The 12,681-nt window shown below is 40.5% G+C and carries 10 protein-coding genes and 2 pseudogenes; 2 read left to right on the top strand and 10 right to left on the bottom strand.

The window, feature by feature from the left end:
• The 3 genes and pseudogenes from H6G40_RS23330 to H6G40_RS14020 all read right to left on the bottom strand — a co-directional run.
• Nucleotides 1–90 (bottom strand): annotated as a pseudogene (locus tag H6G40_RS23330) (IS607 family transposase); the annotation flags it as partial.
• A 74-nt stretch (nucleotides 91–164) separates the two neighbouring features.
• Nucleotides 165–263, bottom strand: a pseudogene (locus H6G40_RS24180) (type II toxin-antitoxin system HicB family antitoxin); the annotation flags it as partial.
• A 953-nt stretch (nucleotides 264–1,216) separates the two neighbouring features.
• Nucleotides 1,217–2,254 carry a fatty acid desaturase gene (locus H6G40_RS14020; RefSeq protein WP_069474710.1) on the bottom strand — a complete coding sequence of 346 codons (1,038 nt, stop codon included), beginning with the start codon at nucleotides 2,252–2,254 and terminating at the stop codon, nucleotides 1,217–1,219.
• Between the two features lie 299 nt (nucleotides 2,255–2,553).
• Here H6G40_RS14020 and H6G40_RS14015 point away from each other — a divergent pair, with 299 nt between their 5' ends.
• Entirely contained in the window at nucleotides 2,554–3,594 is a 1,041-nt protein-coding gene (locus H6G40_RS14015) for a DNA cytosine methyltransferase (protein ID WP_002737648.1), read from the top strand.
• Here H6G40_RS14015 and H6G40_RS23325 read toward each other — a convergent pair.
• The 4 genes from H6G40_RS23325 to H6G40_RS14000 form a co-directional block, all read right to left on the bottom strand.
• Nucleotides 3,587–3,817: an HNH endonuclease gene (locus tag H6G40_RS23325; protein WP_256094039.1), complete on the bottom strand. Its 231-nt coding sequence runs from the start codon at nucleotides 3,815–3,817 to the stop codon at nucleotides 3,587–3,589. The genes H6G40_RS14015 and H6G40_RS23325 overlap by 8 nt on opposite strands.
• Nucleotides 3,818–4,063: 246 nt before the next feature.
• On the bottom strand, nucleotides 4,064–4,405 hold the full coding sequence (locus H6G40_RS23320) for a hypothetical protein (protein WP_242028760.1): 342 nt from the start codon (nucleotides 4,403–4,405) through the stop codon (nucleotides 4,064–4,066).
• 29 nt (nucleotides 4,406–4,434) lie between these two features.
• Nucleotides 4,435–5,598 carry a pyridoxal phosphate-dependent aminotransferase gene (locus tag H6G40_RS14005; RefSeq protein WP_069474709.1) on the bottom strand — a complete coding sequence of 388 codons (1,164 nt, stop codon included), beginning with the start codon at nucleotides 5,596–5,598 and terminating at the stop codon, nucleotides 4,435–4,437.
• A gap of 283 nt (nucleotides 5,599–5,881) precedes the next feature.
• Nucleotides 5,882–8,641 carry a DNA methyltransferase gene (locus H6G40_RS14000; RefSeq protein ID WP_190537840.1) on the bottom strand — a complete coding sequence of 920 codons (2,760 nt, stop codon included), beginning with the start codon at nucleotides 8,639–8,641 and terminating at the stop codon, nucleotides 5,882–5,884.
• A gap of 341 nt (nucleotides 8,642–8,982) precedes the next feature.
• On the opposite strand from H6G40_RS14000, the gene H6G40_RS13995 reads away from it, so the two are divergent.
• Entirely contained in the window at nucleotides 8,983–9,450 is a 468-nt protein-coding gene (locus H6G40_RS13995; RefSeq protein ID WP_069474707.1) for a DUF29 domain-containing protein, read from the top strand.
• Nucleotides 9,451–9,839: 389 nt separating this feature from the next.
• Here H6G40_RS13995 and H6G40_RS13990 read toward each other — a convergent pair whose 3' ends face one another.
• The 3 genes from H6G40_RS13990 to rsmD form a co-directional block, all read right to left on the bottom strand.
• Nucleotides 9,840–10,115 (bottom strand): MoaD/ThiS family protein, encoded by a 276-nt coding sequence (locus H6G40_RS13990; RefSeq protein ID WP_002735127.1) that lies wholly within the window; start codon nucleotides 10,113–10,115, stop codon nucleotides 9,840–9,842.
• 106 nt (nucleotides 10,116–10,221) lie between these two features.
• Nucleotides 10,222–11,526 (bottom strand): threonine synthase, encoded by a 1,305-nt coding sequence (gene thrC / locus H6G40_RS13985; protein WP_002750866.1) that lies wholly within the window; start codon nucleotides 11,524–11,526, stop codon nucleotides 10,222–10,224.
• 607 nt (nucleotides 11,527–12,133) lie between these two features.
• Nucleotides 12,134–12,679 (bottom strand): 16S rRNA (guanine(966)-N(2))-methyltransferase RsmD, encoded by a 546-nt coding sequence (gene rsmD / locus H6G40_RS13980; RefSeq protein ID WP_016514818.1) that lies wholly within the window; start codon nucleotides 12,677–12,679, stop codon nucleotides 12,134–12,136.
• Between the last annotated feature and the right edge of the window lie 2 nt (nucleotides 12,680–12,681).

Genomic DNA, 12,681 nt, shown 5'->3' with positions numbered 1-12,681 from the left:
ACGTTCTCCTTGTAACTGCCCTCGATTCCACATTCTCCAAGCAGTGTCATAACTGATCCCTTTTTTCTTAGCATAATCTGATAGTTTCATGTGAACTGCAATGTAAACTTGTACTAACCATATTAGCAGTTGTTTGCAGTCATTTGCATATATTTTTTACAAAACTTTACAATACCGGCAGATGTGCATCCGGGCAGTTCCGGACACCAAATTGCCCATTCGTTTGTATCGGGATCGGGTTCAAGTATCACTCGCCATTTCATAGGGACTAAATCCTTAGAGAACTACCCAAGATGATAACAGATGGACTCCACAAGCATAATCAATGCTCAAGCCCGGGATGACTCGATAGTGGTTCACGTTGAAAGTGCCAAGGGTTTATTATGCCCAAAAGCAATAAGTAGTCATGCAAAATAAATTTCCTAGTGAAGACAGGCAAGAGGCAATAGGCAAGAGGCAAAAGCTTTATCGAAATGTGTAATTAATTTTGCTTAGGTACTTATCAGGTGGGGAGCCAATAACCCCAACGCTTTCCCAATAAGCAACTAGCTCTAGCCCTGTTTTAGGAGGATTTTGTAGATAACTCATTCTCTAGCTCTGAAGGTAAATCTAGGCTGATGTTCACGGTATTTCCTCAACGTTCAATGACCTGTCTTTGATTATATCGGAATATATTCAGTTAAACGAAGGGGTTGAGTTTCCTTGCGTAAAACCAGCCTAGGACTGTGATTTAATTGATAGAGCTATTGCCCAATTAAACCTTGAAAATGAGAATATTTACAGATAACGGTGCTACAAGCTGTAGGACTCGACGAACCTGTGCTGGTTCTAGGCGTTGTCAGATAAAGAGATGAGAAGGCAAATCAGAAAATTCCCTTAAGCTTCTAATTCATGACCTTAAGTTTAAGGATGTTCCAGTTCCCTACACTTTTGCTTGATTCATCTTTACATCTGACAACGCCTATCCTCTTGCCAGTAGCTGTTGAAAAGCAAAATGATCAAATCCTAGAGAACCGCTTGGATATTTGTTTGATTCTTGGCCAATTCTGCCAATGTCATTCCCTTTGTAAGTCGTTCAATTTCACTGCATCAGCTTAATTCCTTGCCAATGAATCAAATAAAGACAAAGACTTTACCGCTAGTTTTGGCAACTATTCTCGGTGTGAGAGGAGGAGGCAGATTTTGCTGCCGTTTCCTCTTGATAGCTAAGACAGGATTAGTTTTTGCGGTAAAAAATCTTACTGCCTTGGTCACTGACAAAATGACAATTGCGGTAGGACCGCCAGAGAGATCTGAAAATCGGTTCTTTCGAGACGCGATAATAGTCTCCTAAGACGGGACGGATAGCCTCGGTTGCTTCTTGGAGATGATAGTGGGGAATAGTGATAAAAATATGATGGGCGACGTGGGTACCAATTTGGTGATGGATGGGATTAAAGATGCCATAATCGCGATCGATGGTAGAAAGCGCTCCTTTGAGAAAGTACCAATCTTGACCGCGATACCAGGGAATATCATCTTCAGTGTGGTGTAGGAATGTCACTAGGTCCAACCAAACCACAAAGACGATATAGGGCATGATGTAGTAGTTAAACAGAAACCAAAAGCCGTAGCTGATACCCACCCCGATTAATAGACCTAACATAAAGGTACAACAAACGGTGCTAGTCAGTACCTGCCACCGTTCCGAGGGGCGAAAGAGGGGGCTTTCGGGCGTAAAATGTGACCCCTGTTTATTAGGAGAACGACGGAAAAGATAAAGGGGATAAACAAATAAAATTAGCTGAAAACGAGCTAATTTTTCGTACCAAGCCATATTGTTATACTGGGTTTCCGTGACGGGATACCAACTTTCATCGGTGTCGATATTGCCAGTATTAGCGTGATGGGTGCGATGACTGATGCGCCAACCGTGGAAAGGTACGAGAATAGGAGTATGACTGAGATGACCTATTAAGTTATTTAACCAACGATAACGGGAAAAGGAACCGTGACCGCAATCGTGACCGACGACAAATAAGGCCCAAAACATGGTTCCCTGCATAAACCAAAAAAGGGGGAAGAACCATGCTTGATTAATCTGGTAAGTTATCCAGTAAAGCAGGGTAATGATGCCAATATCAAAAAAAAAGTAGGCTAAAGAGCGAAAAACGCTTGATTGGAAGCAACGGGCCGGGATAGCTAGACGGACATCCTGTAGGGTAAATGGCAAAAATTCTCTTTTTAGGGCAGGTTTAGGTAGGGTTTGGGACACTAGGTTATAACTTAAGATGGATAACAGGGCAGTATTGACGAAGGCTTGAGTAGCTCAAGTTTTCTGTTTCTCGGTGCGCTATCTTTTCTCTATCTCAGCTAGGAGCAGATAAAACCAAGCGATCGAGTGAATTTCGTCTAACTCACTGGAATTTTATTGTAGGGCTTAATGTAACTTAACAAAAGCCCCTAGGGAAAGTTAATCACATTCTCCCCCTGTCTGTCCATCTGTCCCCCTGGGCATCTAGTACAATAATATCTGAGAAAATAGATAAGACTCTCGGTTATTCAATCAACATTATGAACGAGTTACCTATTCGTCCAGCTAACAAAAATTTTACCCATAGTCGCTTGACTTTTGCCGATTTTTATGCGGGAATTGGTGGCTTTCGTCTCGGTCTTGAACAAATCGGTTGGCAATGTGTTTTTAGCAACGAAAATAACCCAGATTGTGTGAAAACCTACAATCACAATTTTCATGAATCCATGAAACCGCAAGATGTTGAAGCTTTAATTCCTAGCTTACTTCCCGATTTTGAGGTTTTTTGTGGGGGATTTCCCTGTCAGCCATTTTCCAGAGCAGGACAACAAAAAGGTTGGCAAGACAGTCGCGGACTAGCCATTCAGGAAATTCTCAGAATTTGCCATGAAAAAAAGCCTAAAGTTATCTTTCTTGAAAATGTTAGTAATATCCTGCGCTTAAATAAAGGGCAGATATTAAAAGATATATTAATCCAGTTAAAGGAAATAAATTATCTGGCTTTTTATGCAGTTATCGATAGTAAATATTTCCAAATTCCTCAATCAAGACCTCGCTTTTTTTTATTGGCTTTTCGCAAGGATTTAGGAATTAAAAACTTTCAATTTCCCCAACCTTGCCATGCAGAAGTAGGTATTGAAAAAATTATTGTTCCGGGGGATTATTCAATTCCCATATCGGAAAAATGGCAGCAGTATATTGATTATTATGCTGGCAGAATTACTGCCGAACAATTATCTTTTCAACTGCCAAAAACAAGAATAAGTATTGAAAGGGCAAGTGTTAATGTAGATTATGATAATTGTATTTATCAAATGAGATCTAGTGGCATCCGAGCAATTTCTATCCAAAAACCCTTTCCTACTTTTGCGGTTAGTGTTAGCGGTGGTGGTGCCATGATTCCAGTGTATAGCAAGGAAAGAAGACATTTAAGTCTCTTAGAAATAAAAAGATTAATGGGATTTCCCGATGATTATTATTTTCCTGTTTCTCGCACCGCTGCTATTAAACAACTTTCTAACGCTGTCTGTCCCCCAGTCATTAAACATATTGGTATAAATATTACTAAATCACTTAATTAGCTCGATTTAGCCGGTCTTCAATATTTTCTTGACTGGGGAAAATAATCTTAGTTACTTCAGGAAAAGCTAAGACACATTCTGAACATTTATCAGGAGCATAGTTACAAAGATTACAGATTTGCCATTTGCATTTATTACAATAGAAGCAGAGAGCTTGAAAATTGTCATCGGCACTATTTCCACCTTTTTCTACGGGAATCCGATGATCCCAAACTAAACGCACTCGATCCCTAGCATAGGTATTTTGATTGATATTTTCTTTCTTTTTAAGAATTGAGCCACAAAAATTACATTTATTTTTTTGTTGTTCTAAGATATTTCTCTGAATTAGGGATGAGGGAGGTGTTCTAATCGGTGGTTTAGTAGTGGTAAAAAGTCGTTGATGATCGGAACTATCTAAAATATATTTTTGACTGCCTAATCTTTTTTGTCCTGGGGGAGCATAAATAAAATTAAATCCCTCTTCATTTCAAAGTTCGCTAAAGGGTTTATTAGCATCAGCATAGGAATCTTGAATTAAATTTTCAGAAATTTTACCCTTGAGTATAGTTTTTATCTCTTGCAAATTATTGGTCGCATTAGTTAGATCGCTCTCACAACCTTCTCCATACCTAATCAGAGTTAGCAAAGCAGCAATAGTTCTTTTTTTATATAAAATAATTACTCTGTTATCATTAAAGATAATTAAATATCCTTTTCCTTGAGGATTCTTGGTAATTTCCCTAATATCTTCTAACTTGATCCCACTCATCTTAATACCTCTAGAAATTACAGATAATTGGCTGTTAAAACCCAAAAAAAGGGCGAACAAAATTCACCCTAACAGACACAGTAATCATCCTACAAAGTACCGATAAACTGATCAATGCGATCGAATCCTTTTTCAATCGTCTTTAGGTCTGTAGCATAGGAAAGACGAATACAATCATCAGCACCGAAAGCAATACCGGGGATAGCAGCCACTTTTTGGGTTTCGAGGAGTTTCTGACAAAAATCCCGGGATTTTAAACCAGTTTGACTAATATCGATAAACACATAAAAAGCACCGTTGGGAGTAGGACAATTGAGTCCAGGGAGCGATCGCACTCGTTCTAAAATATACTGTCGGCGCTCGCTAAAAGCTTTGACCATTTCCTCGATGCAATCTTGGGGACTCTCTAAAGCAGCGATCGCACCGTATTGGGCAAAAGTGCAGACATTAGAGGTACTATGACCTTGGATCTTAGTCATAGCTTTGACAATTTCCACCGGTGCTGCCACATAACCGACGCGCCACCCCGTCATCGAGAAAGCTTTAGCAAAACCATTACTAATAATACTGCGCTGAAAGATTTCCGGACCAAAAGAAGCGATACTGCGGTGAATTGCGCCATCGTAGAGGATTTTCTCGTAGATTTCGTCAGAAACCACTAAAATATCCTTTTCAACCACAATTTTTGCTAAAGCTGCGATTTCTTCGGGAGTATAGACAATACCGGTGGGATTAGAGGGGGAATTGAGAACAAATAATTTAGTTTTCGGTGTAATTGCCGCTTCTAGCTGTTCGGGGGTGATTTTATACTGATTCTCTAGGCTAGTATTGACGATAACCGATGTTCCTCCCGCTAACGTCACCATTTCAGGATAACTCAACCAGTAGGGTGCGGGAATAATTACTTCGTCCCCCGCTTCAATTAACGCCATGATTAGATTGTAGAGAGACTGTTTACCGCCATTGGTGACGATGACATTATCGGCATTGTATGCTAGTTGATTATCCCGCAGCAATTTCTCGGCGATGGCTTTTCTTAACCCCGCTTCCCCGGCAGCCGGTCCGTAGCGAGTTTTTCCCTCATCGAGGGCCTTTTTCGCGGCAGCTCTGATGTGAGTGGGTGTGTCGAAATCTGGCTCCCCGGCGCTAAAACTACAGACATCTTCGCCGTTTTTCTTCATTTCCTTGGCCAGAGAGTCGATAGCTAGGGTAAGGGAGGGGGTGACTTGATTGACTCGTGACGCTAGTTTCATAGTATTTTACCCTGACAGGGCTTTTCTGATGACCTACACAACCTTTAGTATTGTCCATCACCCCGATTGTTCTGGGTGTTTTTTTATATAATCTCCGGAATTGCGGCGCTTAGGGATGGGAATGGGGTGATGGGGTGTGGGGTGTGGGGTGTGGGGTGTGGGGTGTGGGGTGATGGGGAAATGGGGTGATGGGGAAGTGGGGTGTGGGGTGTGGGGTGCGGGGAAATGGGGAGAATAAATAAAAATAATCTCCTGTCTCGGAGTCTCCTGTCTCCTTTCTTCGTTATTGAGGATTTTTTCTTTTCGAGGGTTTTTGTTTGCTGGTAGGGAGTAGGGGAGCGGTTAATTTTTCATAGAGTTCAAAAAGGTATTCAATACGGTTTAATTCACTGGTAAAGGGTTGGGGACGATAACACAAATCAACAGCTTTGTCAAGTTTTTGGTGAGCTTTGAGCAAGTGGGGAGGCATGGTTAAAGGATCGTATAAATCCGCAAGGCTACTATCAGGATATTTTACCCTAGTATCTAGCACAGCTTGAGCGCAAGTTTCGACGGTTTGTTTTTGTTTGTCGGTGATATTTTCTGGAAAAGGAAAATTATTATAAACAATATCTTTTGAGTAGCGATAATCGCTTTTTAATCTTCCGCAAACATATTTAACCCATGCCATGTGCATTTCTGAAGTTAAGATACCAAATAAATATAAATCGCCGTTCGGAATAGACTGACAAGTATCACTTACGATATTATCAGCAGTAAAAAAGCCAATGGGAATGTATTTTCTATTTTCTGACGTAGTTCTAGGTACAAGAATATAGTCTGATTTTGGTTGCGTTATTTGTCGAAATAAACAATGATAAGAATAGTTCCGGGTTGAAGCTGCAATACTTTTTGACCTGAATTGTTTCACGGCTTCCACACGCTCCAAAATTTCAGGTATATTCTTGAGTTCATTTGGTTTAATATCGAGTAGCCACAAACACCATTTTTTGCCACCATTTAAAAATTCTCTAGCACTAATAAAAGGTCTAATAAATTTAATTACCAAAGTATTTTTTGAGACAAGAGTATTTTTTTCTTCTTCAGATAAAATAAAATTACCTCCATCTGTTGGCTTATTTCCATACATCATATTAGGGACATTACAGAGAGGATATTTTCGATTAAAAACCAAAATATTGTTTGCATTGATTAAGTAAGGATTAATATTTTTGGCTTTTATTAAAAGCGGCTCACTGGTTATAGTCTGATAGTCGAATAGATATTTTTCATTAGCTTCAAAACTAGCAAATCCAATAATCACACAATGAACCGCAGCATTACCTTTAGCTTCATTACTCCATTTGAAAGTTCTATGAGCAAAATGAATACTGATATTAAATTCGTTTATTAAAACATTCCATAAGATAGATGATTGTTCCCCTTGAGAAATAGAATTAGTCGCCACTAATCCCACCTTAATTTTTGTGTTTTGAATAAATTGAGCAGATTTATAAAACCATGCTGATACATAATCCATAACCCCTGATCCAATGATTTTATCAAGAACTAGCTTTAAGTCTTCTTTTTGATCAAAATTTTGGTAATGATGCCCCACAAAAGGAGGATTACCTAAAATAAAATTGAGCTTCTCTTTTGAGATAACTTCCTCCCAATCAATCCGCAAAGCATTTCCATGAACAATTTTCGCCGCTTTCTTTAATGGTAAACGCACAAAATACTGACCAAAAGTATTACTAACTTTAATATTCATCTGATGATCAATTAACCACATTGCCACCTCAGCCACCCTCACCGCAAACTCATCGTATTCAATACCTGCAAACTGATTGACATCTACCTGAATAATGGTACTAATATCTGTTACCAACTGCCCCGTTTTATCTAATTTATCTAACTCTTGTAATACCAAAATCTCTAAATCTCGTAACTCTCGATAGGTAATAATTAAAAAGTTGCCGCAACCACAGGCAGGATCGAGAAAATATAAATTAGCAATCTTTTTCTGAAATTCTAGTAATTTATTGCGATTGCCTTTAACCTTCTCAAATTCTCTGTGTAAATCATCTAAAAATAACGGTTTAATCACCTTTTGAATATTTTTCTCGGAGGTATAATGCGCCCCTAAATTGCGTCGCTCTTTTGGATTCATTACCGCTTGAAACATAGAGCCAAAAATAGCAGGGGAAATTTTTCCCCAATCAAAAGCACAAGCTTCTAATAACATGACTCGCATCTTGCTATCAAAAGCCGCTAGGGGTAATGACTCCTCAAATAACTTGCCATTTATGTAGGGAAATTGAGTTAAATTTTCATCGAGATTTTTTAATCTTTTTTCTTCTGGTGTATTCAAAACCTGAAAAATATAAGCGATGTGCATCGCCAAATCACTGCCATCTTCTTTGGTATGTAAATCGATATATTCCCAGAAAATCCCCTTATTAAAAATACCAGTATCATCGGCAAATAAACAAAATAATAAACGCACTAGATAAACTTCTAAATTATGCCCCATATAACCAATTTCTTTGAGGCAATCATGAAGTTTTCCCATTAACTCGGCCGCTTGAATATTGACGGGATCTTCGTCTTTATAAACTCGCTTTTCGTAACCAGCAATAAAATCAAATAAATGAACATTATCAACAAAATTACTTAATTCAAATTCCCATTGATTGCCCGAATCTAAATCATATAATTTAAACCGTTGAAAATCCGAGACTAAAATATAACGCGGTAACTCATGTTCCTTTAAATTGGGAAAATAATCCTTAGCCTGTTGTGTGGCTTTTTCTAAATCTTTCCCCTTCGATTTATGCTCAACTAAAATCGTTCCTTTCCAGAGTAAATCAATAAAACCCTGTTTATTATCGGCTTTTTTTATCGGTTGCTCAAAACTGGCTACCCTACGCCGTGAAATGCCAAAGACATTAAAAAAATCATTCCAAAAAGATTGAGATTCTGCTTTTTCTGAAGTCTCTCCTTCCCACTCTTTTTGAAAAGCGATGGCGCGATTTTTAATTTCATTCCAACTTAAAGGCATAGTTTTAACTCCTTATCTTTCGCCGGTTTGCTCAAAGATAGTAGAAAATGGTGTAGGGAGCCAGATGCAGTCAGCAAGGGATACAGATAAGTAGCTGGTTATAATTAAATTGAAGATAAATTTTAGGTTCGATCCCCCCTTAATAAGGGGGGTGCCGATCCCCCCTTAGTCCCCCCTTAATAAGGGGGGCATCTGATAATTTTTAACGCCTACCTACTTAGTTTCCATTTTAGGTGATTTTTTGGTAAACTACAAGGGAAGCTAGAAATTAGTAACGCCTTGAGAATTGTAGCCGCTTAGTTATCAGTGCAGTTATTGACTCGAAGGAACAACTTATCGCTATGTCCAAAACTCTCTACGAACAAGATTTTCAATTGTGGCTCGCAACAACAATTAGCCACCTACAGAAGCGGGAATTTGCTGCGCTGGATACTGATAACTTAATTGAGGAGTTAACCGAGTTGGGAAAATCGGAAAAAAGAACTTTAGAAAGTAATTTGATGATTCTTTTAGCTCATTTGCTCAAATTAAAAGTACAGCAGGACGCACCGCCATCAATGAAGGATAGCTGGTATTGTTCTATTATTGAGCATCGCCAGCGAATTGAGAAAAACTTACGCAATACACCTTCCCTGAAATCCTATCTAGAAACTGCTATTCGAGAAGCTTATCCAGATGCTCGTCAAGTGGCAATTAAGGAAGGGAAACTTGCTCAATTTGGTGTTCGGATTCCCCCAGAAAATGATTATCCTCAAATTTGTCCTTTCTTGCCAGAGCAAATCTTAGATGAGAACTTCTATGGCAATTGACCAAATGTGTCTCAGCTTATAATAATATGAACAACCACAAAGGCACAAAGGACACAAAGATTAGGTTTTTCTGGCAACCCTAACTAGGGTTTGCTGAATAAGTAGGGGCGAAGCATTCGGATAGAAAATCTACCTTTTCACCGATAGGTTATTGTCCGAATGCTTCGCCCCTACAGGACGCGGACCGATGAAGACGCAAGGTTTTGAACGACGATTCTCTCAAAATCTTGCACCTGTGGGAGCGAGAAAAGCCCCAAAACCTTTACTTTGCCTACATTTCAAATTTATTCAGCAAACCCTAACTAAAACTTACCTGAAGAAAAGCCCCCAGAAAACATCACTTTCTAGGGGTTTAATTACAATTGACGGAAAACAAACTTATGGGGAGGTTAACCTCCAGCCACCGCAGGAACGATACTGACTTCATCGCCATCTTTTAAGGGAGTTTTTGTCCCATCGAGGAAGCGAATATCTTCACTGTTGACGTAGAAATTTAAAAAGCGCCGGGGTGCGCCCTCTTCATCGCATAAGCGGGCCTTAATACCGGGGAAACTTGCTTCTAAGGATTCGATTAAATCACCGACACTACTAGCACTACACTCGATGGTAGCCTTATTTTCTGTAAATTTTTGCAGGGGAGTAGGAATGAGAACTTTTACGGCCATAGATATCAAGGAAAAAGTGGAAAGGACAGTAAGCTGCGCGCAAATTTAAATTGCTTGTGGAGATGAGGCAAGGGGATAATCGCCCCATCATCCCCGAACATCAATTCTAGACGAGAACCTGTTGCCATTCGAGGCGTTCGAGGGTGCGGGAACGTTCCAGGGCCCGTTCAAAGCTTTCTAATTTCGGTTCGATTAACAGGGGTTCACCGATATAACCCTGTACCGCTTCTTGGGTTTTTAGACCATTACCAGTGATATAAACAACTGTGGTTTCTTCAGGGTCGATTTTACCCGCTTCTACTAATTTTTTCAAGACGGCGATGGTTGTACCGCCTGCGGTTTCCGTGAAAATGCCCTCCGTTTCTGCCAAAAGTTTAATACCTTCGATAATTTCGGCATCGGTGACGGATTCAATATTACCGCCGGTTTTACGGGCAATATCAAGGGCATAAACACCATCGGCGGGATTACCAATAGCGATCGATTTGGCGATAGTATTGGGTTTAACTGGGGCGACAAAATCCCGTCCTTCCTTGAAAGCTTGGGCAATGGGGGAACAACCCTCCGCTTGAGCGCCACTAAAACGCACTGCTTTATCTGCCACCAAACCGACTTTGACGAATTCTTGGAAGCCTTTATAAATCTTGGTAAAGAGGGAACCACTGGCTAAAGGTGCGACAATATGGTCGGGGAGTTTCCAGCCTAATTGTTCAGCCACCTCAAAGCCTAAAGTTTTGGAACCTTCGGAATAGTAGGGACGCAGATTGATGTTGACAAAACCCCAACCGTAGGTATTGCCCACTTCTGAACAGAGACGGTTAACTTGATCGTAATTGCCTTTAACTGCCATTACCGTGGGATTATAGATTAGGGTGCCAAGAATTTTACCCGCTTCTAAATCGGAGGGAATGAAAACACAACAGTCTAAACCGGCGTGAGCAGCAATAGCGGCGGTGGAATTGGCGAGATTTCCCGTACTAGCACAGGAAACGGTAGTAAAACCTAATTCTTTGGCCCGGGTAAGGGCGACGGATACCACTCTATCTTTGAAGCTGAGAGTGGGCATATTGACGGCATCATTTTTAATGTAGAGATTTTTTAGACCCAAGCGCCGGGCTAAACGGTGGGATTTAACTAGGGGAGTCATACCCGTACCCACATCGATAGGATTTTCACTTTCCACCGGCAAAAAGGAACGATAGCGCCAGATGGAATTGGGACCTGCTTGAATGCTTTCTCTGGTAACGGTGCGACGGATGAGGTCGTAATCGTAGTCCACTTCTAGGGGGGCAAAGGTTTCTTCGCAGATATTCAGCGCTTTCAGGGGGTAAGAAGTCCCTCCTTCCTTAGAAACCAAGCGGGTAAAGGTGGGGATGAATTTTGAGGTTTTGATGTTTGTCGCTAGGGTCATGATTTTCCTGTCTTGCCGTCAACTGAATCTACACACATCCTATCACCGGCAAAATCTTGGTGTCAAATATACCCGACAAAAATAGTCGGGTATAAATTTATACCAAAAATAGGTGATATTCTGGGGAGCAGCAAGGGTTAAGGGGAGAGAGTTCGGCTGCCGTGTCAGGAAACTTCGGGGTAATTTTAGGTCAAAAAAAGGACTAGGAGAAGGGATTTAGGTTTTTAAGGGAGCTATAGCCTATTTACTGCTAATTTTATCGAAATAAACCCTAATTTTTCTTTAAATAGCTTAAATAGGGGGCGATTAACTGCGGTTGTCAGAAAGTTTCTCGCTTTACTCCGGATGATTGTCAAGAAAAGTGACAAATTATGTGATTTTGTTGAGAAATAATAATTTTTCTAGGCTGCCAAATAAAATTGACCATTTCCGGCAGGAGACTCCGAGTCAGGAGGCAGGAGTCAGGAGATTATTTTTATTTATTCTTCCTTTTCCCCACACCCTACACCCCACACCCCACACCCCACTTCCCCATCACCCCACTTCCCCATCACCCCACACCCCACACCCCACACCCCACACCCTACACCCTCTTTCAAGTCAGTGGTCAGGAGATAACTGCTTTTTGATAAAAAGTTAAGGTAGTATTGCCGTAGCGTTTTTGACGACAAATGGTTAAACCTTCTAGATTAATTGCTTGCCAAGATTTGGGATTATGTTCCACGGCAATTTCCCCCAGAGAATCTAATAAATTAGATTGAGAGATGGCAGTTAGTACCGGTAAATATAACCCGCTTTCGTAGGGAGGATCAAAATAAATTAAATCAAAACTTTTCCCCGCTAAAGTGGCTAACTTTGTCAGCACATCCCCCCGAATTACTTGGAATTGCTGGGGAGAAGTTGCTAAATTGCGCCAATTTTCCTTAATAATTTCGCCAGCGCGTCCTGATTGTTCAATTCCGATTACTAGACTCGCACCTCGACATAAAGCTTCCGCACCCATGGAACCATTACCCGCACAAAGATCCAACCAACGACAGCCGGATAATTTCTGTTGCCAGATATTAAATAAAGCTTCTCGCACCCTTGCTGTCGTCGGACGGGTTAATTGTCCTGCTAGGGTTTTTATGGGACGATTGCCGTAAATTCTCATCG

It is taken from the genome of Microcystis viridis FACHB-1342, from assembly GCF_014698335.1.
In the GTDB taxonomy this organism is placed as follows: Bacteria; Cyanobacteriota; Cyanobacteriia; order Cyanobacteriales; family Microcystaceae; genus Microcystis; species Microcystis ichthyoblabe_A.
Note: the sequence above shows the minus strand (reverse complement) of the source record. Positions and strands in the feature narration are given on the sequence as shown.